Annotated in this window: 18 protein-coding genes and 3 tRNA genes; 11 read left to right on the top strand and 10 right to left on the bottom strand. The window is 72.3% G+C overall.

The genetic code is table 11. The features are described from left to right. The first annotated feature begins 93 nt into the window (after nucleotides 1-93). The 7 genes from K9S39_RS23965 to K9S39_RS23935 all read left to right on the top strand — a co-directional run bounded on the left by K9S39_RS23965 (nucleotide 94) and on the right by K9S39_RS23935 (nucleotide 4,540). A tRNA-Gly gene (locus K9S39_RS23965) sits at nucleotides 94-165 on the top strand. A gap of 74 nt (nucleotides 166-239) precedes the next feature. Then, a tRNA-Gly gene (locus tag K9S39_RS23960) sits at nucleotides 240-312 on the top strand. A 169-nt stretch (nucleotides 313-481) separates the two neighbouring features. Further along, nucleotides 482-1,492, top strand: a complete 1,011-nt coding sequence (locus K9S39_RS23955; RefSeq protein ID WP_248865398.1) for an ABC transporter ATP-binding protein — start codon at nucleotides 482-484, stop codon at nucleotides 1,490-1,492. Then, nucleotides 1,489-2,307, top strand: a complete 819-nt coding sequence (locus K9S39_RS23950) for an ABC transporter permease (RefSeq protein ID WP_248865397.1) — start codon at nucleotides 1,489-1,491, stop codon at nucleotides 2,305-2,307. The genes K9S39_RS23955 and K9S39_RS23950 overlap by 4 nt, the downstream gene beginning before the upstream one ends. A 12-nt stretch (nucleotides 2,308-2,319) precedes the next feature. Continuing rightward, nucleotides 2,320-3,663 carry a sensor histidine kinase gene (locus tag K9S39_RS23945; protein ID WP_248865396.1) on the top strand — a complete coding sequence of 448 codons (1,344 nt, stop codon included), beginning with the start codon at nucleotides 2,320-2,322 and terminating at the stop codon, nucleotides 3,661-3,663. Nucleotides 3,664-3,797: 134 nt separating this feature from the next. Continuing rightward, nucleotides 3,798-4,415 (top strand): response regulator transcription factor, encoded by a 618-nt coding sequence (locus tag K9S39_RS23940; protein WP_248865395.1) that lies wholly within the window; start codon nucleotides 3,798-3,800, stop codon nucleotides 4,413-4,415. A 52-nt stretch (nucleotides 4,416-4,467) separates the two neighbouring features. Further along, a tRNA-Gly gene (locus K9S39_RS23935) sits at nucleotides 4,468-4,540 on the top strand. Nucleotides 4,541-4,620: 80 nt separating this feature from the next. Here the strand turns inward: K9S39_RS23935 and K9S39_RS23930 are convergent. From K9S39_RS23930 to purD, 4 genes are all read right to left on the bottom strand, one after another. Beyond that, a complete protein-coding gene (locus tag K9S39_RS23930) occupies nucleotides 4,621-5,535 on the bottom strand; it encodes a phosphoribosylaminoimidazolesuccinocarboxamide synthase (RefSeq protein WP_248865394.1) in 915 nt (304 codons plus the stop codon). Nucleotides 5,536-5,673: 138 nt separating this feature from the next. Then, on the bottom strand, nucleotides 5,674-7,152 hold the full coding sequence (locus tag K9S39_RS23925) for a N,N-dimethylformamidase beta subunit family domain-containing protein (RefSeq protein WP_248865393.1): 1,479 nt from the start codon (nucleotides 7,150-7,152) through the stop codon (nucleotides 5,674-5,676). 259 nt (nucleotides 7,153-7,411) lie between these two features. Continuing rightward, the gene (locus tag K9S39_RS23920) at nucleotides 7,412-9,361 is read right to left on the bottom strand and encodes a M48 family metalloprotease (RefSeq protein ID WP_248865392.1); all 1,950 of its coding nucleotides are present in this window, start codon (nucleotides 9,359-9,361) and stop codon (nucleotides 7,412-7,414) included. 727 nt (nucleotides 9,362-10,088) lie between these two features. Continuing rightward, nucleotides 10,089-11,351 (bottom strand): phosphoribosylamine--glycine ligase, encoded by a 1,263-nt coding sequence (purD, locus tag K9S39_RS23915; RefSeq protein ID WP_248865391.1) that lies wholly within the window; start codon nucleotides 11,349-11,351, stop codon nucleotides 10,089-10,091. Between the two features lie 480 nt (nucleotides 11,352-11,831). On the opposite strand from purD, the gene K9S39_RS23910 reads away from it, so the two are divergent. Beyond that, complete coding sequence (locus K9S39_RS23910) at nucleotides 11,832-12,650, top strand: SLATT domain-containing protein (RefSeq protein WP_248865390.1); 819 nt, start codon at nucleotides 11,832-11,834, stop codon at nucleotides 12,648-12,650. A gap of 126 nt (nucleotides 12,651-12,776) precedes the next feature. On the opposite strand, the gene K9S39_RS23905 is transcribed toward K9S39_RS23910, so the two are convergent. From K9S39_RS23905 to K9S39_RS23890, 4 genes are all read right to left on the bottom strand, one after another. Next, nucleotides 12,777-13,427, bottom strand: a complete 651-nt coding sequence (locus tag K9S39_RS23905) for a hypothetical protein (RefSeq protein WP_248865389.1) — start codon at nucleotides 13,425-13,427, stop codon at nucleotides 12,777-12,779. A 133-nt stretch (nucleotides 13,428-13,560) separates the two neighbouring features. Further along, on the bottom strand, nucleotides 13,561-14,238 hold the full coding sequence (locus K9S39_RS23900) for a GntR family transcriptional regulator (protein ID WP_248865388.1): 678 nt from the start codon (nucleotides 14,236-14,238) through the stop codon (nucleotides 13,561-13,563). Nucleotides 14,239-14,382: 144 nt separating this feature from the next. Beyond that, entirely contained in the window at nucleotides 14,383-15,768 is a 1,386-nt protein-coding gene (locus tag K9S39_RS23895; RefSeq protein ID WP_248865387.1) for an aspartate aminotransferase family protein, read from the bottom strand. Nucleotides 15,769-15,981: 213 nt separating this feature from the next. Further along, complete coding sequence (locus K9S39_RS23890) at nucleotides 15,982-16,458, bottom strand: hypothetical protein (protein ID WP_248865386.1); 477 nt, start codon at nucleotides 16,456-16,458, stop codon at nucleotides 15,982-15,984. Nucleotides 16,459-16,736: 278 nt separating this feature from the next. Here K9S39_RS23890 and K9S39_RS23885 point away from each other — a divergent pair, with 278 nt between their 5' ends. Together K9S39_RS23885 and K9S39_RS23880 are read left to right on the top strand one after the other, a co-directional pair. Beyond that, the gene (locus K9S39_RS23885) at nucleotides 16,737-17,561 is read left to right on the top strand and encodes a response regulator transcription factor (RefSeq protein ID WP_248865385.1); all 825 of its coding nucleotides are present in this window, start codon (nucleotides 16,737-16,739) and stop codon (nucleotides 17,559-17,561) included. Nucleotides 17,562-17,563: 2 nt separating this feature from the next. Beyond that, nucleotides 17,564-18,895, top strand: coding sequence for a sensor histidine kinase (locus K9S39_RS23880; RefSeq protein WP_248865384.1), 1,332 nt, complete (start codon nucleotides 17,564-17,566; stop codon nucleotides 18,893-18,895). On the opposite strand, the gene K9S39_RS23875 is transcribed toward K9S39_RS23880, so the two are convergent. Together K9S39_RS23875 and K9S39_RS23870 are read right to left on the bottom strand one after the other, a co-directional pair. After that, complete coding sequence (locus tag K9S39_RS23875; protein WP_248865383.1) at nucleotides 18,892-19,776, bottom strand: polyphosphate polymerase domain-containing protein; 885 nt, start codon at nucleotides 19,774-19,776, stop codon at nucleotides 18,892-18,894. The two genes, K9S39_RS23880 and K9S39_RS23875, sit on opposite strands and share 4 nt — an antisense overlap. After that, nucleotides 19,773-20,495 carry a DUF4956 domain-containing protein gene (locus K9S39_RS23870; RefSeq protein WP_319949579.1) on the bottom strand — a complete coding sequence of 241 codons (723 nt, stop codon included), beginning with the start codon at nucleotides 20,493-20,495 and terminating at the stop codon, nucleotides 19,773-19,775. The genes K9S39_RS23875 and K9S39_RS23870 overlap by 4 nt, the downstream gene beginning before the upstream one ends. Nucleotides 20,496-21,125: 630 nt before the next feature. Here K9S39_RS23870 and K9S39_RS23865 point away from each other — a divergent pair. Further along, nucleotides 21,126-23,087: a serine/threonine-protein kinase gene (locus K9S39_RS23865; RefSeq protein WP_248865382.1), complete on the top strand. Its 1,962-nt coding sequence runs from the start codon at nucleotides 21,126-21,128 to the stop codon at nucleotides 23,085-23,087.

Genomic DNA, 23,087 nt, shown 5'->3' with positions numbered 1-23,087 from the left:
CACGCAGCCGACTTGCACAGTACCCCTACTGATCAGCTAGAGTCTGGAGCACGCCGAGGGGCGAGGCCGAAAGGCCGGACCTCACGGAGTCACGCGGGTGTAGCTCAGTAGTAGAGCGCCCCCTTTCCAAGGGGGAGGCGCAGTGTGCAATCCCTGTCACCCGCTCTGACTGCTCGACCAGTCCAAAGGATCAGGTAGAGTAGCTGTCGCGCCGCTCGGTGAAAGCCGGGTGGATGCCTGCGGACGTAGCTCAGTTGGTAGAGCGCAACCTTGCCAAGGTTGAGGTCGCGAGTTCGAGCCTCGTCGTCCGCTCGGAAAAAGAAGGCCCGGTCGTCGCGACCGGGCCTTCTTCGCTTTTCCCTCCCTCTTCTGCGCGCCCGCGCGCAAACCCGTTCCCTGCCCTTGGACAACTGACATTTGTCATCTGCCGCGATGACAGGGCGCACTGCCCGAAACCATGATCCGGCGGAACGCTGGACACATGAACATCGGGGAGAAAGACATCGGGGGCACCGGTCCCAGCGGCACCAGGACCGCAGGCACCGGCTGCAATGTGATCGACGCCACCGGACTGCGCAGAAGCTACGGAACGACCGGCCGGCGCGCGAAATCGCAGAAGAGCTTCGAAGCGGTACGCGGCATCGACTTCTCTGTCGGGCAGGGCGAACTGTTCGCGCTCCTGGGAACCAACGGCGCGGGCAAGACCTCCACGGTCGAGCTGCTGGAGGGCCTGGCCGCGCCGAGCGCGGGCCGGGTGCGGGTGCTCGGCCATGACCCCTTCACCGAGCGCCGGAAGGTACGGCCACGCATCGGCGTCATGCTGCAAGAGGGCGGCTTCCCGACCGAGCTGACCCCCGCCGAGACGCTGCGCATGTGGGCGGGCTGCACCAGCGGGGCACGCCCCGTCGACGAAGCCCTCAGCTCTGTGGGGCTGATGCGACGCAGAGATGTCCGGGTCAAGCAGCTGTCCGGCGGTGAACGACGGCGGCTGGACCTCGCCCTGGCACTGCTCGGCCGACCCGAGGTGCTGTTCCTGGACGAGCCGACCACCGGCCTGGACACCGAAGCCCGTCACGAAACCTGGAAGTTGGTCCGCGAGCTGCGCGACTCCGGCACGACGATCGTGCTGACCACGCACTACCTCGAAGAGGCCGAGGAACTGGCGGACCGGCTGGCGATCATGCACAACGGGCAGATAGCGGCAGCCGGTCAGGTCATGGATGTCGTCGCCGCGCATCCCTCGCATATCTCCTTCGAGCTGCCCGCCGGCTTCCATCTCGGCGATCTCCCGGCCCTGGAGGGCCTGGGCGTCACCGGACACGACATAGCCGGGCGCACGGTCCGGCTGCGGACCGACGAACTGCAACGGACCGCGACCGGAGTGCTGGTGTGGGCGCGGGACAAGGGGATAGAGCTGCGCGGCCTGGACGTCCGATCCGCGTCCCTCGAAGAAGCCTTCCTGGAGATAGCGAAGGGGCTGGAAAAAGCATGAGCACGAACACCATCGGAGCAACCGCGGCCGAGCGGGCGGGAGCGCCGGCCGTGACCAGTGCCACGGCGCGGCTGACGGCGCTGGGGCGGGCAGAGTTGACGCTGCTCTGTCGCAACAAGACGGCGCTGTTCATGTCGCTGGTCATCCCCGTCGCCCTGGCGTTCGCCATGAAACAAGCCGTCAGTGGCATGGACCTCCGCGGGTCCGGCCTGTCCGTCGGGACGGTGCTGTTGCCGGCGGCTCTCGGCTATGTGCTGCTCTTCGGTGTGTACTCCAACCTCACCGGCTCCTATGTCGCGCGCCGCGAGGAGCTGGTCCTCAAGCGGCTGCGCACCGGAGAGCCGCGGGATCTGGAGATAGTGGCCGGCACCGCCCTGCCGTCCGTGCTCATGGGGCTGGCGCAGTGCGTGCTGCTGGTGGTGCTGGGCGGAGTGGTGCTGGACCTGGGGCTGCCGACCGCGCCGCATCTGCTGATAACCGGGCTGGTGATCGGCATGCTGACGGTCGTGGGATTCGCCGCGGCGTCCTCCGCCCTCGCCAAGTCCGCCGAAGCCTCACAGCTGGTGGTGCTGCCCCTCATGATGATGTCGCTGATGGGTTCCGGAATGGTTGTTCCGCTCGAAGTGCTGCCGGACCGCGTCGCCGGTGTGCTCCAACTGCTGCCGATGTCACCGGCGATGGAGCTCATACGTGCCGGCTGGACCGGCGGCCCGGATCCGGCGGCGACCGTGAAGCTGCTGATCAGCGGCTTGGTCTGGGCCGGGCTCGCGGTGTTTGCTGTCCATCGGTGGTTCCGCTGGGAGCCACGACGCTAGCGGCATACGGCAATGAGGGACGACGGGGGCACGGAGGACATGATCGGACGGGTGCGGACGCAGCTGCGGCGCCGGGGCCAGTTGGCGCTGGTCGACGCGTACTTCCGCTGGACGCTGTGTCTCCTGCCCTGGTTCCCCATCATCGGCGGGGTGGGACCCGTCCTCGGAAAGACCACCGTCGACGAACCGTTGGCCCTCACCCTGGCCGGTGCGGCCCTGGGGCTGAATGCGGCTCAGGGGTTCCTGGCGATCAGCCTGTTCAACCGCGCTCTGCGGCGGTATCTGCAACAGGGGGCGACACCGCACCGGCTGATGCTGGTCTCGGGTGTGCTGACGCTGGCCGCCGAGATCGCGCTGTTCGCCGTCCTCGCCATCAAGGGAGTCAACGAAGGCTGGGACGAGGACACCGCGGCCACGGTGGTATTGGCGGTGGGCGCGACCCTCACCCCGTTCTGCATGGCCTACAGCCTGCTGGTTTCCAAGCGGAGGTATCTGGCATCGGTGGTCGGTGCGACCACGGGGCTGGTGCTCCTGGCCGGCCTGGTGACCCAGGTGTGGCTGGGCGCGGTGATGCTGGGGATCTTCCTGTTCATCGCCGGGATGTGGAGCTTGCTGATAGCGCGGCCGTCGGGTTGGCTCCTCGCCGTGTTCTGGAAACTGGACGCGGCGCGCAAGACCCAGGCGCAGCTCGCGGTCGCCGAGGAGCGGCTGCGGTTCGGCCGGGACCTGCACGACGTCATGGGCCGGAATCTGGCGGTGATCGCTCTGAAGAGCGAGCTGGCGGTCCAGCTGGCCCGGCGGCAGCGGCCGGAGGCCGTCGAGCAGATGGTGGAGGTGCAGCGGATAGCGCAGGAATCACAGCGGGAGGTACGGGAGGTGGTGCGCGGATACCGGAGAGCTGATCTTCAGGCGGAGTTGGCCGGGGCGCGTTCCATACTGCGGGCAGCGGGGGTCGACTGCCGGATCGAGGGAGAGGAGGGCCTGCGGCTGCCGGCGGAGGTGGAGTCGGCACTCGGCTGGGTCGTACGCGAAGGCACCACCAACGTTCTGCGGCATGCGGCCGAAGCCCGCCACTGCGTCCTGCGGACCCGAGTCGACCGGGACCTGGGCGTACTGGTGATGACCATGGAGAACGACGGCGTGGTGACACCCCCGGGCGATGTCACCGAGCCACAGAGCGGAAGCGGCCTCAAGGGCCTGCGAGAACGCCTGGACCCGTTGAGCGGAACCCTGAAATCGGGCCCCTTCGCGAAGGGCTCGTACCGCCTGACGGTCGAACTCCCGGTGGCCGCGGAGGGGGAGACACCGGAGCGGGGGGCGTCGCACGGGGCGGGCTTGGTGAGGGCTGAGGACTGAGGGCTGAGGGATCGGGGCTAGGGGAGCGGTCAGGGATAGGGATGGGGCAGGGCAGGGGAGGCAGGGACCGAGGGGATGGGACGGGGATGGGGGCCGGGGCGGGCGGGGCGGGGGCGGGGGAGAGGGGAAGCGAGATGAGTGACAACGTGATCCGTGTACTGCTCGCCGACGACGAGCATCTGATCCGCGGCGCGCTGGCCGCCCTGTTGTCGCTGGAAGGCGATCTTCTGGTGGTGGCGGAGGCGGCGTCGGGGCCGGAGGCGCGGGCGATGGCGCGGGCGCATGAGCCGGATGTGGCGGTGCTGGATCTGCAGATGCCGGGGGCGGACGGTGTGGCGGTGGCCACATCGTTGCGGAGTGAGGTGCCGTGGTGCCGGTCGATGATCGTGACGAGTCATGGGCGTCCGGGGCATCTGAAGCGGGCCCTGGAGGCCGGGGTGCGGGGGTTCGTACCGAAGACGGTGTCGGCGCAGCAGCTGGCGGAGATCATTCGCACGGTGCATGCCGGAAAGCGTTATGTCGATCAGGAGTTGGCGGCGGACGCGATCAGTGCGGGGGATTCCCCGCTGACGGCGCGGGAGGCCGAGGTGCTGGAATACGCCGAGGCCGGAGCGCCCGTGACAGAGATCGCGGAGCGGGCCGCGCTGTCTCCGGGGACGGTGCGCAATTACCTGTCGTCGGCCACCGCGAAGCTGTCCGCGGAAAACCGTCATGCGGCGGCGCGCATCGCACGCGAGCGGGGTTGGCTATAGTGGAGCCCGCACCGCGCAGCGGCGACTGGTTTCAGGCGCTTTCGCGGGGCGTGCGGACGTAGCTCAGTTGGTAGAGCGCAACCTTGCCAAGGTTGAGGTCGCGAGTTCGAGCCTCGTCGTCCGCTCAGAGGAGGAAAGCCCCGGTCGATGGGATATCGGCCGGGGCTTTTCCGTGTGTTCCCGCCCGTGTATGCGCACCGGGCGGTCAGGTCCAGCTGAGGCCGGTGAGGCGTTCGTATGCCTCGACGTACTTGGCGCGGGTGTGGTCGATGACGTCCTGCGGGAGGGCGGGCGGCGGCTGCTCGCCCGTACGGTCCCAGTCTGCGGCCGGTGAGGTCAGCCAGTCCCGGATGATCTGCTTGTCGAAGGACGGCTGGGGGCGGCCGGGCTGCCACTGGTCGGCGGGCCAGAAGCGGGAGGAGTCGGGCGTGAGGACCTCGTCGGCCAGGGTCAGCACCTTCTCGCCCCCAGGGCGCTCGTCGAAGCCGAACTCGAACTTGGTGTCCGCGAGGATGACACCGCGCTCGCGGGCGATATCGCGGGCCCGGTTGTAGACGGCGAGGGTCGTCTGGCGGAGCTGGGCGGCGATCTCGGCGCCGACCTGGCGGGCGACCTCTTCGTAGGAGACGTTCTCGTCGTGGTCGCCGACGGCGGCCTTGGTGGCCGGGGTGAAGATCGGCGCTGGCAGTTCGGAGCCGTTGACCAGGCCCTCGGGGAGGGCCAGACCGCAGACGGTGCGGGACTGCTGGTACTCGGCGAGGCCGGAGCCGGTGAGGTAGCCGCGGGCCACGCATTCGACCGGGACCATGTCGAGGGAGGTGCAGACGAGGGTGCGGCCGGCCCAGTCGGCGGGGGCGCCGGCCGGGATGTCGGTGGAGCGGACATGGCTGGGGGCCAGGTCGGCCAGCTGGTCGAACCACCACAGGGACAGCTGGGTGAGGATGCGGCCCTTGTCCGGGATCTCGGTGGGCAGCACCCAGTCGTAGGCGGAGGTGCGGTCGCTGGCGACCATGATCAGTTCGCCGGCGGCGTTCTGATAGAGGTCGCGCACCTTGCCGGTGTGCAGGTGAGTGAGCCCGGGGACCTGCACGGGCTCGGGCCTTTCTACGAAACCGGACACGCTGCCTCCGCGTAGGTTGATCCAGGAGTCGTTCCGATTCTCCCGTATGCGGGGCGGGGCCGGTGCCGCAGGGTCGGCGGGGCGCTGCGGGGCCCGTTGGGAGGCCCGCCGCAAGGTCCACCCCGGTGTCTCTCCGGTCTAGTCGCGTTTGCAGATGCGGTCGAGGAGGTTGGCCGTGGCGCGTTGGACGCGTTGGTCGACGTGGCCGGGGCGATCTAGGGCCGGGGACCAGGCGAAGGTGCCGGAGGAGAAGACCAGGGCGCCACTGGGGGCGCGGTAGAGGGAGGTCTCCTGGTGGCGGCGGATGCCTTCGCTGTCGCGGTAGGGGGAGTGGGCGAGCAGGATGCGGCTGGTGTGCTCGGGGAGGCTGGTGCGGGGGAAGTAGCGGTCGGCTTCGCCGGCGACGAGGCCGGGGAGTTCGTCGCCTTCGTGGGCGCCGGTGGCTTCCCACAGCCAGTGGTCGCCGTTACGGACGACGAGAGGGGCGGGGTCGGGGACCCGGCCCGCGTACTGGATGCCCATCAACCGCTGCTCGGGTTCGCCCAGCTCGCGCCAGAGGGCGGGGCGTCCGGGGCCCTGGCGTTTGCGGCAGCTGAGCAGGGAGTCCGGTCCCGAGGGGGACGGGGAGAGCTCGACCTGCCAGTACATGGTGTTGGCGGCGAGGAAGACGAGGGAGGTGCCGCTGTCGCGGGCGCTTTCGACGGTGCGGCGCATGGGCACCGTCCAGTATTCGTCGTGGCCGGGGAAGACCAGGCCGCGGTAGCGGGCGGGGTCGACGAGGCCGGCGTGCAGATCGCGGGCGTCGGCGTAGGCGAGGTCGTAGCCGTAGCGCTCGGCCCAGCGGATGAAGTCGTAGGCGTGGCCGACGTGGAGGGGGAGGCCGGCGCCGGCGTAGGGGCGGTCGAAGGAGACGGTGGTGGCGGCGTCCCGTTCGCCGAGGAGGGCGCCCTTCTCGTCCCAGGCGTGGTAGAGGCTGGCGCCGGTGCGGCCGTCCTCCGGGTAGAGGTTGTATGCCTGCCAGGTGATGTCGGGGAGCAGCAGGAGCAGGTCGGCGGGGTGGTCGTCGCGGACGGTGAAGGGGATGTGGCTGCGGTAGCCGTCGGCGGTGGTGAGGACGGCGACGTAGGCGCCGAGGTTCCAGTACGTGGGGACCTGGAGACGCCAGGAGAGCCACCAGTGGTGGCAGGAGACGGTGCGGTCCGCGGTGAGCGGGGAGGGCTGGACGATGCCGGCGAGGCGGGGGCTGGTGGTGATTTTGGCGGCGCCGGCGCCGCCGTAATGGCCGATGCGGTAGATGTCGATGCTGAAGGGCTGGGGCGGGTCGACGGAGACGCGGAAGTCGATGGGTTCGCCGGGGGCGACCGCGCCGGTGCTGGCGAAGCCCTTGATCTGGCGGTGGACGTCGTCGGCGCTGCGGGGGCCGTTGTGCTTGCGGGGTGGTGGGACGCGGGGGTCGCCCTGGGCGACGGCGGGGTCGACGTACCAGGGGACGACCTGTCCGTTGTCGAAGTAGTGTTCGCTGCCGCGCAGCCAGGGCAGCGGGCCCTGTCCGAACGGGTCCGTGACCGCGTGGGCGAGGGCGCCCGATTCCCAGCGCCTGATCTGTTCCGTCGCCACCTTCCACTCCCCTCCCGGGTCCCCCATGGCCGCGGCCGACCGGCCGTTGGCGGTTCGTCTCGCCGTCTCGTGGTGCGGGACGGGCCCTGTGGTGTCCGGCTGTTGATGATTGGACGAACCCGGCCCTCCTCAGCACATCACATTACGCGCTCACTTCGTCACCCTTCGTCGTGAATTCGGGGGCCCCACCCGAAAATTGAACCGGAGGGGAACACGCAGCCGGGCGGGAGCGTGCGGCGGCCGGCGGGTTGCGGGCGGGTCACCCCAGCCGGACCGGCTTCTCGGGGCGGACGCCGACGGTGGACAGCCAGCCGCGGAGGGGTTCGGCGTCGCCCTCGTCGACCAGGCTGAGCACGGGGTTGCCGAGGTCGGAGCGGCGGGCGCCGTCGACGAGCAGTGCCGGGCCGTCCAGCCAGTCGAGGCCGGGGGCGGCGCCGGCGGTGTCGACGGCGGCGCAGCAGACCATGGCCGTGACGTGGTCGGCGAGGAGTTCCCGGCCGGTGCGGGGCGGTTGCAGCGGGAAGAGCGGGAGGCCGTCTTCGGCCAGGCCGTCGCCCCAGGCCACGTCGGCGGCGGTGTCCTGGACGGAAGTGCGGGCGGCCTGGCGGGCCGCTTCTGCGCGCTCCTCGCGCTCGACCTCGGCGCCGAGGCGGGCGGCGACGAGGTCACCGGCGCGGGCGTCGCGGGCGAGTCGGTCGATGACCCGGGCGAGGGTCGGCCCGGGGGGCGGCGGGCCCGGCTCGGCGGCGGGGAGGCCGCCGGGCTGAGGGGTGGCGGGGTGGTGGCCTCGGGGGCGGTGGTCCACGGGCGTACGGGCACGGGCGCGGGCATACGCGAGGGGCCGGGCGGCGGGCCGGACCGTGGAATGTGAGGCGGCGGAGGAAGCGGAGGGCGGGTCGGTGGCTCCGGGCGCGGTGCTCGCGCCGGCCGGGGTGTTCGCCGTGGGCGCGGTGCCCGGGAGGGGTGCGGTGTCCGGCGCCGGTGCGGTGCCGGCCGCCGTCGCGGACGGCCCCGTGGGCGGGAGGTCGTCGAGGATGCGGTGGAGGCGAGCGGCTTCCGTACGCCACTTCCGGTCGACGACCTCCTGGGGGTACTGCTGCCAGCCGACCGGCGACCAGTCCGGGCCGGGCTCGGCCGGGCCGCCGTGGAAGAGCCGGGCGGCCAGCAGGGAGGCGGCGCGGTCGATGGCGCCGGGCTCTTCCAGGAGGTCGCAGGCGGGGCGTTCGCCGAGGCGGGAGGCGAAGCCCTCGGCGAGGCGGTCGCGGCGGGAGAGTTCGGTGAGCGCCGAGACGACACCGGCGTCCAGGCGGGACGGCCAGCGGCCCATCCGCCAGGCGGGCAGCGCGACCCTCGTCAGCAGCCGGTCCCAGCCCGCGTACGCCAGGCCGACCTGCTCCTGGGCGACGACCCGCAGGCCGTAGTCGACGCCCTGGGCGCGCTCGGAGGCGGCGGCCGCGACACCCCGCTCCATGATCGTGGCGTGGTCGCGGCAGGCGCGGAGCAGCAGCCGGGCCACCCGGCCGACGAAGCGGAGCGCGGGGCGGCGGAGCCCGCCCCGGGCGCGGGCGGAGACCGCGACGGCGGCGTCCAGCCCGCGGATGAAGCGGCGGGCGGCGGCTATGTCGGGGTGGGCGGACGGGCCGGTGCCGGCGACGACCGGGGCGAGCAGGGCGCGCAGCTCGGCGACCCGCATCCACCACAGGAACGGCGAGCCGATGACGAGGACCGGCGCCTCGGGCTCCCGGCGGCCTTCGGCGGCGGACCGCCCCGGCGTCCCGTCGTCGCGGGGCGGGGCGTGGGCGCGGTGCGTACGGTCCTCCAGCCAGCTGTCGCAGTCCGGGGTGAGCGCTATCGCGGACGGCGGCGGGACGCCGAGGCGGTCGGCGAGGTCGCGCACGAGGCGGTAGAGGTCGGGGGCGGATGTCTCGGCGATCGGCACGGACGGACTGAGCGCGGGTCTGGCGCGGGTGACGACCGCGGCGACCAGGGCCGCCAGGAGCAGGACGCCCACGGCGAGACCGCTCACGATCCAAAGGGCCGCCTGCCAGGCCGGGCCGGAGCCGCCGATATGGCCGGTCGCGCCGCCGACGAGCAGCACCACGGCGACAGCCGCGGGCAGCACCGCCACGGCCAGCGCCGCACCTCGGATCCGCAGCACGGCGAGGGCGCGGGCACGCGCTGCCAGGACGCCTGTTTCCGGATCTGTCACGAGCCTGTACACCCCCTGCTGTCCTGATGGAGCCGGACGGAGACGACGGAGAGAACACGGAACGGATCGGGCGGGCGAGAGAACTCCGCTGCCGGTCTGGTGGACGCGGGCGTCCGCCGTGGGCGTTGCTCACTCCCCCACCACTGTGGCACTGGCCACTGACATCGCAATGCCGGTGAGCCACTTGCCGGACGCCGCCGTGGCAACCGTGCCGGATTCCGGCGCGGCAACCGCAGGACGCTTGCGCGGCACCCTAGTTGGGGGTGTGGCCCACGTCAGCCGGATACCCGGTGCGGTCACTCGATGGAATGGCTTTGGGCAAAGCCGGGAACTGGCGGCGGGCGGGGCTGTGCCACGGCGGCGCAGCAGCCTCAGCAGGCCCGGAGAGCGCGGGGCGAGCGGAGGCGGGGGCGCGGGGCGGTCGTGCGGGGTTGGGCCACCGGGCCGTCCGTGCGCGTGTACGTACAGGGCGCCGCAGCCTCGTACGCGCGTACGCCGCGGCGGCCGCAAGCCCGCGTACGGGGAGCTCATCCCCGGGAGATCGCGTCCCCGTACGCGTATGCGTCGGCACCCGGCGCCCACAAACCTCGGCCCCCGGGTGCCCGTCCGCTCGGGACGTGCGCCCGGGGCCGGTGCCGGCAAGGGTGGGCGGGTGCCCTACGCCTGCGGAGCGGCCTCTCCCGATGGCCCGGCCCGCCTCCGAAGTCGCAGCCGGAGCGACCTCCCCTTAAGCCACGGCCGACTCGGCAGCCTTGGCCGCGATGTCCGTCCGGTGCTGGGAGCCGTCCAGCGAGATCCGGCCGACGGCGTGGTAGGCGCGCTGCCGGGCGGTGGCGAGGTCGGCGCCGGTGGCCGTGACGGACAGCACCCGGCCGCCCGCGCTGAGCACGGCGCCGGACTCGTCCCGCCTGGTGCCGGCGTGCAGCACGTACGCCTTGGGTCCGTCCTGCTCCGCGACGTCGGCGAGGCCCTCGATGGGGTCGCCGGTGCGCGGGGTGCCCGGGTAGTTGTGGGACGCGATGACGACGGTGACCGCCGCGCCGTCGGTCCAGCGCAGCGGTGGGAAGGAGGCGAGCGTGCCGGTGGCGGCGGCGTGCAGCAGGCCGGCCAGCGGGGTCTTGAGGCGGGCCAGGACGACCTGGGTCTCGGGGTCGCCGAAGCGCGCGTTGAACTCGATCACGCGGACGCCGCGCGAGGTGATCGCCAGGCCCGCGTAGAGCAGCCCGGAGAACGGGGTGCCGCGGCGGCGCAGCTCGTCGACGGTGGGCTGCAGGACGGTGTCCATGACCTCGGCGACCAGCTTCGGGTCGGCCCAGGGCAGCGGGCTGTACGCGCCCATGCCGCCGGTGTTCGGGCCGGCGTCGCCGTCGTAGGCACGCTTGAAGTCCTGGGCGGGCTGGAGCGGGACGACGGTCTCGCCGTCGGTGACGGCGAAGAGGGAGACCTCGGGACCGTCGAGGAACTCCTCGATCACAACGCGGTCGCAGGCGTTGGCGTGCGCGCGGGCCTGCTCGACGTCCTCGGTGACGACGACGCCCTTGCCCGCCGCCAGGCCGTCGTCCTTGACGACGTACGGGGCGCCGAACGCGTCCAGGGCCTCGTCGACCTCTTCCGGGGTGGTGCAGACATAGCTGCGGGCGGTGGGCACGCCGGCGGCGGCCATCACGTCCTTGGCGAACGCCTTGGAGCCCTCCAGCTGGGCGGCCTCGGCCGAGGGGCCGAAGACCGGGACGCCCCGGGCGCGTACCGCGTCCGCGACGCCCGCCACCAGGGGGGCTTCGGGGCCGACCACGACCAGGTCGGCCGCCAGGCGGGCGGCCAGGTCGGCGACGGCGGTGCCGTCGAGGGCGTTGACCCCGTGCAGTTCGGCCACCTCGGCGATACCGGCGTTGCCGGGGGCGCAGTGCAGCGCGGTGACGTCGGGGTCGAGGGACAGAGAGCGGCACAGGGCGTGTTCGCGGGCACCGCCGCCGATGACGAGGACCTTCACGCGGGGCAGCCTAGTCGCCTCCGGCGGCGGGAGACCCCGCGGGCCTTGGGGGGGGCGGGGGCGGGGGTGCCGTAGATCTTGGGGAGGGTGGCGTACCGGAATTGGTGGAGGGTGGCGTACCGGGAAGGGCTAGGGACCTTTGCGCACGCCCGGCCTGGGCCAGAGCCGAGGACCTTTGCGTACGCGCCGCCGGGCAGAGCCGCCGGGCACGGCCGGGGAATCCTCCGCATGCGCGCCGCCCGGCCGCGAAACCTCCGTTCCCCCCTCGGCGAACTCTTTCGAGTGAGATGCCCGATGGCCTTATACCCGACGTCGCACTACTTCCGGGCGGAATTCGGGCGATCTTGGGCACAAGGCCAACCGTTCGGCGGTAGGAAGGGGCTGCGCGCATCAGCCGTCTCGCACTCCCCCATGGCCCGAAAGGCATGGGAGGTGCCCCCTCGCGCGCACCGCACGTATCCGTATAGAGGGAGTGCACGGGTGAGTCAGCCGGAGATGCAGCCCGAGGGGCCCCCTCGGGAGAAGGGCGGGCAGGGACGGGGCCAGGACCGCGAGCGGCGACGGTTCGGGGAGCGGGGCCCGGGGCAGGTCCGGGCCGTCGGCCGGGAGGATCTGGTGGGGCGGGTCTTCCCGCTCGGTGACTGGGGTGAGCCGGCCGACCGCCTGGACGCGCTCTATCTGTGGACGGAGCAGGGCGCTCTGCGGGCCGCCGACTGGTATCTGCACGACCGGCTGGCGAAGCGCCGCGGAGCGCGGCTGCTGCGGCTGGGCGCCGCGGCCGGGGTGTCGGCGGGCGGAGCGCTTCCGATGCTGGATCTGACCAGGATCTGGAGCGGCGGGGCGCCGTGGGGCTATCTGACGCTGCTGCTGGCGGCGGTGTGTGTCGGCTGTGACCGGTACTTCGGGGTGACGGCCGGGTGGATGCGGGACCTGGCCACCGCCCAGGCGATTCACCGGCGTCTGGAGGCGCTGCAATTCGACTGGGCGGTGGAGTGCGTGCGAGAGGTGCTCGGGCCCACGGAGGGCACGGCGAGCGAGGCGGCGGAGCGCTGCCTGGCGGTGCTGCGCCGGTTCAACGAGGACATCGGCGAGCTCGTACGGTCCGAGACGGCGCACTGGATGGCGGACTTCCGGGCCGGGCGGATGCCCCAGGCCACGCATGCGCTGGTGCCGTGGGCGGCGCCGCGGCAGGAGGCGGCGGGGCAGCAGGGCCGGTTCGCCCTGCCGCCCGGCGCCCGGCCGAACATGCCGCGGCAGCCGAACATGCCACGGCAGCGGCCGCCGGAGCCGCCGCGCTGAGGTGGCATCGCGTCCTGGGCCACGTCCCGGGACGCGCTCCGACACCTCAGCCCCCCGGACATGCCCCGAGACCTCAGCCCCGGGACACGCCCTGACACCTCAGGCCCCCGGAAGCGCCCCGACGCCTCAACTGAAGACGATCATGGATCCTTGCCCGAGGCTCCGCGTGGCCGCCGCATGCAGTCCCAGCCAGACATGCCGCTCCCGGGCGAACGGGCCGTCGTCCAGGGGTATCACGCCCGCCCGCTCCTCCAGTGAGGTGGGACCGGCCGGCGGGGCGGGCGCGGCCGGCGGATTGGCCGGATCGATACCGAGGGACGGCGCGACCGTTTCGAGTTCTCGCAGCAGCCCGTGCGCGGACCCCAACGGGCCGCCGCCCTCCAGCAGTTCGTCGTTGGCGAGCGGATGCGCGAAGTCGACCGGGACGTACGCGCCCGCGTGGTCGTAGTGCCACACCAGGTGGGACTGCCGTGCGGTGCTCTCGAACATCTCCAGCAACTGCTCGTAGTCACCGCCCAGTTCGTCCACCGGAGTGACCTCCAGGCCGCACAGGCGCAGGAGATAGGCGCGGCGCAGGAAGTGCAGCGCGTCGTAGTCGAATCCGGCGACCGGGGCGACCTCACCGGACAGACCCGGCATATAGCCGAAGACCGGGACCGGTGGCAGACCCGCGTCCGTCAGGGCCTTGTCGTAGGCGGCGATCTCTTCGGAGAACGGGTTGTCGGGGCTGTGGCACAGCACATCGACGAGGGGTACCAGCCACAGGTCACATGCCACGAGTGGGGGCTCGCTTCCGGTCGGGGACGGGGACACCGGCGCACGTACAGAACGGCTACGGGCACATACAGAACGGCCACGGAGTAGCTACGTGAGTGCGGCGCTTACGGCCGATGGTCGGGACAGCGTAGTGCTAGCCGCGCGTTCCGACGAGGGCCAGTGAGTGCGCGTTGTATTCGGCGATCAGTCGCTGGGCCTCGCGCAGATCGTGCCGGACGAGGGCGTCGGCCAGCGCGCCGTGCCCCTGCCACAGATGCCCCCTGAGGTCGTCCTCCCGGCGCAGCAGGGGCACCGCGAACATCCAGGTCTGTACACGGACCCGGTCCAGGAAGTCGCTGATGTACGGGTTTCCCACGATGCCGCTGAGTTCACGCCAGAACCGCAGGTCGTAGCCGATGAGGACGTCCAGGTCACCGGCCCGCGCGGCCCGTTCGGCCTCCTCGGCCCGGCGCCGGACGGAGACCAGCACCTCGCTGGGGGTGTCGCGCAGCGCGCGTTCCGCGCCGCCGCGGAAGATGCCTTCGGTGATCAGGGTGCGGGCCTCGACCATGGCGCGGAAGTCGTCGGCGGTGAACGCGTGCACCTTGAAGCCGCGGTGCTGTTCGACGACGAGGAGGCCTTGGGCGCACAGGTCGAGCAGCGCCTCGCGCACCGGGGTCGCGGAGACGCCGTACTGGTCCGCGATCTCCTTGACCGTGAACGCGTGGCCGCACGGCAGCCGGCCGGCCAGGACCTCGTCGCGGAGCGCGTCGGCGATCTGCTGGCGCAGGGTGCTGCGCCGTATGACTCCGCTGTCTGCGCCGGCCGCCATCGTGTGCGTCTCCTTCGACCACTCCATGGCCGCGGACGGAAAGCGGCCCCCGCCCACGATAGGCGAGGGCCGCGGTGACCGTGATCCGGAGACGGTCGGGGGACGGGGAGAAGACCACGGCGACCGGGCCCCGTCCCCGCCCGCTCAGTCCGTGTGCCCGTCCGCCACCGTCAGCGCCTCGTCCAGCGCGGCCAGGCCCTCCTTGGCCTCGGCCTCGGTGATCGTGCAGGGCGGGACGACATGCGTGCGGTTCATGTTCACGAACGGCCACAGTCCGCCGCGCTTGCAGGCCGCCGCGAATTCGGCCATCGGCGCGTTGGCGGCGCCCGACGCGTTGTACGGGACCAGCGGTTCGCGGGTCTCCTTGTTCTTGACCAGGTCCAGGGCCCAGAAGACGCCCATGCCCCGGACCTCGCCGACGGACGGATGGCACCCGGCGATCTCGCGGAGGGCCGGGCCGATGACCTTCTCGCCGATCTCGGCCGCGTTCTCGACGATCCGTTCCTCGGCCATCGTGTTGATCGTGGCGACGGCGGAGGCGCAGGCCAGCGGGTGGCCCGAGTAGGTCAGGCCGCCCGGGAAGGGCCGGGTCTCGAAGGTGGCGGCGATCCCGGCGCTGATCGCGACGCCGCCGAGCGGGACATACCCGGAGTTCACGCCCTTGGCGAAGGTCAGCAGGTCCGGGGTGACGTCGAAGTGGTCGGCGGCGAACCAGCGGCCGGTGCGGCCGAAGCCCGCCATCACCTCGTCGAGGATGTAGACGATGCCGTAGCGGTCGCAGATCTCGCGGACGCCGGCCAGATAGCCGGGCGGCGGGACCATGATCCCCGCGGTGCCGGGGACGGACTCCAGGATGATCGCCGCGATCGACTGCGGGCCTTCGAAGGCGATGGTCTGCTCAAGGTGCGCCAGGGCACGCTCGCACTCCTGCGCCTCGTTCTCGGCGTGGAAGGCCGAGCGGTAGCGGAACGGGCCCCAGAAGTGCACCACGCCGGCCGACGCGGTGTCCGAGGGCCAGCGGCGCGGGTCACCGGTCAGGTTGATCGCGGCGGCGGTGGCGCCGTGGTACGAGCGGTAGGCGGACAGCACCTTGGGGCGGCCGGTGTGCAGCCGGGCCATCCGGACGGCGTTCTCCACGGCCTCCGCGCCGCCGTTGGTGAAGAAGATCTTGTCGAGGTCGCCGGGGGTGCGCTCGGCGACCAGCCGGGCGGCCTCGGACCGTACGTCCACCGCGAAACCGGGCGCCAGGGTGCACAGCTTTCCGGCCTGCTCCTGGATGGCCGCGACGACCTTGGGGTGCTGGTGGCCGATGTTGGTGTTGACCAGCTGCGAGGAGAAGTCGAGGTAGCGGTTGCCGTCGTAGTCCCAGAAGTACGCGCCCTCCGCGCCGGCGACCGCGAGCGGGTCGATGAGGCCCTGCGCGGACCAGGAGTGGAAGACATGCGCGCGGTCGTCGGCCTTCACGGCCGCGCCGGCGGCGGAGTCGGCGAAGGAGGAGGCGGAGGCGGAGGCGGGATGCGTCGTGGTCACGGTCAGTACCTCGGATCGGGTCGCTCGGGTCCGCCGGGGACGGCGGCGAACTCCTCCAGCGTATGGATCACGGTGTGCTGACCGGTACCGACAGGGTGTATGGCGCTCGCCACGGGGGTGGACAGAGTGTCGGCGGGAGGGAGCGGCTGGAGGGGACGAGGGGCGTTGCCGCGCCTCAGCCGTCCGCGTCTGTCGGTCGGGCGTCGCCGCCGCTCAGTCGTCCGCGTCGTCCTGGTCGGGGACCGGTGTGGCCTTGGGGCGGCCGTCGGCGCAGTGGACGTCGTAGGGACGATCCTCGCCACCTGCGTCGTCCAGTGGCTCGAACTCGACGGTGGCGGTGCCGACTGGCCCCCGGGTGACGTCGTCGTCCACGTGGTAGCCGGTGGCGGGGCTCCAGGCGGTGAGGTAGATCCGGCCGTCGGCGCGGCATGCGGCGCTGATGCTGCCCCCGGTGACCCGTACGGTCGCGGTGTTCGCGTGCGCCGACGGTAAGGAGGTGGACGGCGGGGGCGGCGGGGACGCGGTGGCCGACGGTCCCGGGGAGGCGGAGCGGGCCTCGGCGAGCTGCTGCCGTACGGCCGCGTCGTCCATGGGAGCGGCGCCGGCACCGCGGTCCACCGTGCCGGCGAGAGAGCAGGCGCCCAGCACGCTCGCCGCGCCCACCCCGGCGGCCCAGGCAACCACCGTCACGGCACCACGCCACCTCATGGCCATCGCCTCTCCCCCGAGTGCCCGGCCCGAGCCGGTAGCCGGCACGACCTCCTACCCGCCCCGGTGGCGTGCCCGACGCAACCTCGTGTCTGTCCCGACCTCGCGTCCATCCCGACCTCGTGCCCCGTCCAGCCCCTGCCCGAACCGGCCTGCCCGGTTCCAGTCTTTCGCACCCTTCCCTAACGCCCGGTTAAAGCCCGCTCAAAGCCCGCCGCCGCCCCTCCTGTTAAAGCCTGGACGCTGACTACGGTGGCTGTATGCCCCACCTACTCGTCGTCGAGGACGACCCGCGGCTGCGCGGTGCGCTGGTGCGTGCGCTGCGCGACCGCGGCCATGCCGTCGCCACCGCCGCGACCGGAATGTCCGGACTCGACGCCGCCGTCACCGACCGCCCCGATCTCGTCGTCCTGGATCTGGGGCTGCCGGATGTGGACGGCGCCCAGGTCCTGCGGATGCTGCGCGCGGTCAGCGATGTCCCGGTGATCGTCGCCACCGCCCGGGACGACGAGCCCGATATGGTCGCGGCGCTCGGGGACGGCGCGGACGACTACATCGTCAAGCCGTTCGGGGCGGACCAGTTGGACGCGAGGATCAAGGCGGTGCTGCGCCGCCTCGGCCCCGAGGAGCCCGACCCGGCTCTCCGTGTCGGTGAGCTGGTGCTGGATGTGGCGGCGCGCGAGGTGACGCTGACGGGCCGGCCGCTGGACCTCACCCCCCGGGAGTTCGACCTGCTGGCGTATCTGGCCCGCCGCGCAGGTCAGGTGGTCTCGCGGCGGGAGCTGCTCGCGGAGGTGTGGCAGCAGCCGCTGGGCGGCGCCGACAAGACGGTGGACGTGCATCTGTCGTGGCTGCGGCGGAAGCTGGGGGAGACGGCGCAGCGGCCGCGCTATCTCCATACGGTCCGTACGGTGGGCGTGAAACTGGCCCCGCCGGGCGCGGCACCCGATGCCCCACGGGACGCCGTCTCCGACGCTCCACCGGACGCGACACCCGCCCCGTCGGCCCCCGCCCCCGACGCTGCCCCGGCGCTGCCGGCCACCCCGCAGACCGCTCCGCAGCCCACCGGCCAAGAGCGGCCCTAGCCATGCGCCGCAGTATCCTCCTGCTGACCGCCGCCACGACCGCGCTCGTGCTGGCGGCACTGCTCGTCCCGTTGTCCCTCCTGGCCCGCAGCCACGCCGCCGACCGGGCGACCGCCGACGCCACCGCGCGCGCCCACTCCCTGGCCGCCAGTCTCGGCGGAGCGCTGGCCGGGCCCTCCGGACGCCGTTCCGCCGCCACCCTCGTCGCGTCCGCCAACGGCCCCGGACTCCCCCGTACGTCGGTGATCCTGGCCGACGGCACGGTCCTCGGTCCCCCGGCACCGGTCAACGACGCGGTGCGGCTGGCGCGCTACGGGCGGGCCTTCACCTACGAGCCTTCCGGCGGCGGCCGGACCGTCCTCGTCCCGGTGCAGGGCGTCGACAGGGGCAGCGCCGTCGTCCGCGTCGCCCTCACCAGCGGGCAGTTGTACGCGGGCACGCGCGCCTCGTCTCTCGCGTTCGCCGGAATCGGCGCCGGGCTGATGCTGCTGGGCCTGCTGTTCGCCGACCGTCTCGGCTCCCGCCTCGTCGGCTCCGCCCGCCGTCTGGCCGCCGTCGCGGACCGCCTGGCCGGCGGCGATCTCACGGCCCGCGCCGAGCCCTCCGGGCCGCCCGAACTCCGCCTCGTCGCCCGCCAGCTCAACCATCTCGCCGAGCGCATCCACGGTTTCCTGACCGCCGAACGCGAGAACGCCGCCGACCTCGCGCACCGCCTCCGTACGCCGGTCGCCGTGCTGCGCCTGGACGCGGAGGGGCTGCGCGACCCGACGGAGGCGGAGCGGATCGCGGCGGGCGTGGCGGCGCTGGAGCGCGGCGTCGACGAGGTGATCCGTACGGCCCGCAAGCCGCTGCGGGAGGGCGCCGCAGAGGCGGCACGCGCCGACCTGGCCGCCGTCGCCCGCGACCGGGCGGACTTCTGGCGCGCGTTGGCGGAGGACCAGGGCCGCGCGCTCGATTTCACCGCCCCGTCGTCCCCTGTCGTCGTACAGGTCGATGGCACCGCACTGGCCGCCGCCGTCGACGCGTTGATCGGCAACGTCTTCGACCACACACCGGAGGGCGCGGGAATGCGGATCACGGTCGTACGCGGGGAAGGGGACGCAGGGCATGAACGGCCCGCCGCCCGGCTCGTCATCGAGGACGATGGGCCCGGCTTTCCCGACGGCCATGTCCCCGAACGCGGCAACAGCGGCGGCGGCTCCACGGGCCTCGGCCTGGACATCGTGCGCCGGGCCGCCCGGGAGTCGGGCGGCGCGGTGGAATTCGGCGCTGTGCCGGGGGGCGGGACCCGGATCACAGCGATGTTCGGGGCCGGGGAAGGTCCTCCCCGTTAGGCCCCCGAAGAAAAGCCCGCCTCTGAAGAGGAACCCGCATCCGAAGGACCAATTTCCCCCGAAGGGGGGCCTGCCTCCGAGGAAGAGCCCGCCTCCGCAGGAAAGACCGTCCGCACCGCCCGCCGCCAGTGGCTGGCGGTCAGCTCCGGGCGCAGGGCCGCCAACGCCCCGCAGTATTTGGTGAATTCGGCGGCGCGCAGCCCGTAGCCGTGCAGCAGCCGGTCCGCCTCCGTCAGATGACCGGTGGTCTTGGTCTCGACGAGGACGAGGCCGTCGTCGGCCCGTACGGTGCGGCCGGTTTCCAGGTCGCGGCAGGCCAGGGCCGCGTCACAGGTGATGCGCTGTCCGTCCGCGACAAGGGTGGTGCGCTGGTAGTCGGTCTCTATGGAGAGCCCGAGTCCGGTGGGGGCCTCGATGCCGTACGCACGGCCCAGTACGGAGGAGAGGAAGCCTCGCGGGGCGTGGCCGAGGGGCGTGTCGCCGGGCAGCAGCGGCTGCCGGTGCTTGACCGTTTCGCCGCGCCGTCCCTTGAGCTTGATCTCGAACTGCCGCTCACCGGTGTCCTCGTAGAGCCGCTCGCGGATCTTGTAGCGCAGTCGGCGGCCCTGCCGGTGGTCGTGGTAACACCGCAGGTCAGGGGTGTCGTAGTAGGTGGAGTGATAGCGGAACCAGCGGCGGCCGTCGATGCAGAGCGCGGCGAACGGGCCGCCGGGCCTGCGCTGGTCGGTGAGTTCGGCCGCGAAGGCGGCGAAGACGTCGACCGGTACGAGATAGCTGTGGTCGTAGCGGGCGAGGAGTTCGGCGCGCGCCTGGACGTCGGCGAGCGGGACGGGGCGTGCGGCCATGGCGGCGCGCGCGATGGCTCGTACGGCGGGAATCACACGGTCTCCTTGGCGGGCGGACGATAGGGGTCCCCAGCTCGATCGGAGTTGAGAGCTTGGGGAAGGGGGTTCGCGCGCGCCCGGGGGATCGCACGGGACCGGGGAGCGCTCTGTGCGGTGCTGCGCGTTCTACGCTCCACACCCCCGGAAAGTTCCGCCACACGGAACCGGACATCCACCACCATCAAGTCCCGGACAAAATCCACACTCTTCACGGTCCAGGTCAGCGGCTCGCCAAGGCGGCGGGCCAGGTCGGCGCGGAGCGCGGCCGAGTCGGAGTGGACGACGTCCAGAGTGACCACAGCACGACGGGTACCGGCCAGCAGTCGCGGATGATCGGCGAAGTGAATGACCAGCAGGAGGAGGCCGGCCAGCGCCCCGGCCAGGGCAATCGGGAGATGCGGCAGCGCACACAGCAGGCCGAGCACCAGGGTCGTGAAGTAGTACGCGACCTCCTCGTGCTGGATGGAGTCCGAGCGCAACCGGATGATCGACAGCACCCCGAAGAGCCCGAAGCCGAGCGCCATGCCGCCGCCTTCGCCGACCCTCGCCAGCGCCGCGACCACGGAGAACAGCGCGACATTCAGCGCCAGATAGGCCGGTACGAGGTCACGGCGCCGGTGCCGCGGGTAGTACACGGCGAAGGTCAGCACACTCACCGCGGCCAGGTCGATCGCCAGCCGCGCCGCCAGTTGCCCGTATGTCTCCAAGGCGTCCACCGCTCCTCTGCTCGGGACGTGCAGTACGGCACGGACGCTAGGAACGGTGGGGTTAAGCGCGCCTCCCGTACGGGTTAACAGGACTTCGACGTGAGTTGACGCGCCTGAGGTGCGGGTCGAAGCCCGGTGCGGAGAAGCGGGTCGAACGGCTGGGCGGCCGGCGGGGGTTCCGTCACGTGCCGGAAGCTCTGGAACGGCTCGACCGGGCCCTGGACGGGCTGTCCCCCTGACCGCGTCACCTTGCGCTCAGCTGCGCACCTTCATGGTGCCGACGTACCGGTCATGGTTGTCACCGTACGGGGACGCGTCGGGCTCGATCGTGTGGGCCTCAAGCCGGATGACGTGATTCTCCGGGATCCCGAGACGCGATGATCGACCTCAATCCCCGGTGGGGCCGGAACTCCGCGGAAGATCATCACCGCAAGTCGGTACTGACCTGCACTGACCTGCGCGAAAGACGGACTGACGTCTCGCTTCACTCCCCCTCGATACTCCCCTCGATCGTTCTCCCGTCGTAACGCTCCGTCTGCCGTCGCGCGATAAGCGGCGCCCTAGGCTCGGCGGAGCACGGAAGGGCACGGGGACGATGGCCCGGCGACGAACGACAGGGGACAGGGGGACGGCGCTCGCATGGAGGGCCTGCGCGGACTGACGGCCGACGATCCACCGTGGATCGGGGACTACCGGCTGCTCAGCCGCCTCGGCAGCGGCGGGATGGGCCGGGTCTACCTCGCCCGTTCCGAGGGCGGCCGGACCGTCGCCGTGAAACTGGTGAAGGCCGAGCTGGCCGCCGAGGAGGAGTTCCGGGACCGCTTCCGGGCCGAGGTGGCGGCCGCGCGCCGGGTCGGCGGCCAGTGGACCGCGCCCGTCCTGGACGCCGACACCGAGGCCGACGTCCCGTGGGTCGCCACCGGATACATCGCGGGCCCCGCGCTCAGCGCGGTCGTCGGCGGATCGTACGGCCGGGCCGGCACCTACGGCGCGCTCCCCGAGCACTCGCTGCGGCACCTCGCCTACGGCCTCGCCTGCGCCCTGCGCGACATCCACGGCGTCGGCCTGGTGCACCGCGACCTCAAGCCGTCCAACGTCCTGCTCACCATCGACGGGCCCCGCGTCATCGACTTCGGCATCGCACGCGCCCTGGACGCGGTCGGCGACCAGACCCAGACCCGTGCCGGCATGGTCGTCGGCTCGCCCAGCTTCATGTCGCCCGAGCAGGTGCAGGGCCATCGCGTCGGCCCGGCCAGCGATGTCTTCTGTGTCGGATCGGTGCTCGCGTACGCGGCGACCGGGCGGACGCCGTTCGGCAGCGTGGCGTCGGGCGTGCATGCGGTGATGTTCCGGATCGCGCAGGACCCGCCGGATCTGGCCGACGCGCCGGAGGGAATCCGGGGGCTGATCGAGGGTTGCCTGGCCAAGGACCCGGCGGCGCGGCCCGCGCCCGAGGAGGTCGTGGGCCGGATCGTGGACCGGTTCGGTCCGGTGAACAGCGGCGGGTCGACGGCCCCGTGGCTGCCGGCCGAGCTGATCGCAAGCCTGGGCCAGCACGCCGTACGCCTCCTGGACACGGACACCCCGCCCGGCGGGCACCCGCCGACGGCGGGCAGGACGGGCACGACGACGCTGATGGCACGGCCCAACCCCAGTTCCCCAGAGGCCGTTTCACGTGAAACAACACCCGAGACGCCCCCGACGCCGCCCTCGAAGTCCTCGAACAAACCGCAGACCACCCCCTCCCACCCACCGGCCCACGCCTCACCGTCCCCGGCGGGTCCGCCGCCCTCCCCTCCCCGCCGCCGCTGGCTTCCCCTCCTCGTCACGGCCGTCGCCGCCGCCACCGCAACCGCCATCGCGGTGCCTCTCCTGACCGGCGCGAACGACGACTCAGGCAACTCCGGCGGCGCTGACCGCTCCTCCGACATCTCCGCCCGCTACGTCGGCACATGGTCGGGCCCCGTCCTGCGCGACGGCACGCCCACGGGGCAGCAGCGCCGGTTCGTGATCTCGCACGGCAAGGTCGGCGAAGTGGTCGCGAACAGCACCAGCCTCGGCAGGACGTACGAGTGCAAGAGCGACGGCAAACTGGTCTCCGTCACGGCGGGCGACGGCCGCCCCGCACTGCGCCTCGACACCAAGGTCGTGGCATCGGTCCCGGCCGGCCGCTGCTCCGCGCTCGGGGAGCACACCCTGGAACCGGGCAACGGCAACACCCTGAAGTGGGCGGCGGCAGGCCGCACCGCGACACTGCACCGCCTGAGCGCCACCGCCGAGACGGTCCCGTCCGCATACCTCGGCACCTGGCAGCGATCGACCGCCAATGGCAGCTCCCACCGCCTCACCGTCAAGCGGGCCCCGGTCGGCAGCCGGGTACTGACCGCGGTCGTCGACGGCCCCAACGGCCGCTGCACCGCGCACGCCGACCTCTACTCGGCCGAGGGAAAACTGACCGTCGGCCCCTCGGTCATCGACAGGGCCGCCCCCGGCTGCGCCCCGAGCAGCCCGTCCGTCTTCCGTCTCCACGAGGACGGAACGCTGCGGCGCGAGTTCCTGGGCGGGGACAAGCAGCCGCGGACGTACTCCAGGGCGGAGTAG

Origin of the sequence: Streptomyces halobius, assembly GCF_023277745.1 — a bacterium.
Lineage (GTDB): Bacteria > Actinomycetota > Actinomycetes > Streptomycetales > Streptomycetaceae > Streptomyces > Streptomyces halobius.
Note: the sequence above shows the minus strand (reverse complement) of the source record. Positions and strands in the feature narration are given on the sequence as shown.

What these genes read in the sequence shown, in the direction of transcription:
- K9S39_RS23955 (WP_248865398.1), top strand. Translation starts at nt 482, where the DNA reads ATGAACATCGGGGAGAAAGACATCGGGGGCACCGGTCCCAGCGGCACC.
- K9S39_RS23950 (WP_248865397.1), top strand. Translation starts at nt 1,489, where the DNA reads ATGAGCACGAACACCATCGGAGCAACCGCGGCCGAGCGGGCGGGAGCG.
- K9S39_RS23945 (WP_248865396.1), top strand. Translation starts at nt 2,320, where the DNA reads ATGAGGGACGACGGGGGCACGGAGGACATGATCGGACGGGTGCGGACG.
- K9S39_RS23940 (WP_248865395.1), top strand. Translation starts at nt 3,798, where the DNA reads ATGAGTGACAACGTGATCCGTGTACTGCTCGCCGACGACGAGCATCTG.
- K9S39_RS23900 (WP_248865388.1), bottom strand. Translation starts at nt 14,238, where the DNA reads ATGGCGGCCGGCGCAGACAGCGGAGTCATACGGCGCAGCACCCTGCGC.
- K9S39_RS23885 (WP_248865385.1), top strand. Translation starts at nt 16,737, where the DNA reads ATGCCCCACCTACTCGTCGTCGAGGACGACCCGCGGCTGCGCGGTGCG.
- K9S39_RS23880 (WP_248865384.1), top strand. Translation starts at nt 17,564, where the DNA reads ATGCGCCGCAGTATCCTCCTGCTGACCGCCGCCACGACCGCGCTCGTG.
- K9S39_RS23865 (WP_248865382.1), top strand. Translation starts at nt 21,126, where the DNA reads ATGGAGGGCCTGCGCGGACTGACGGCCGACGATCCACCGTGGATCGGG.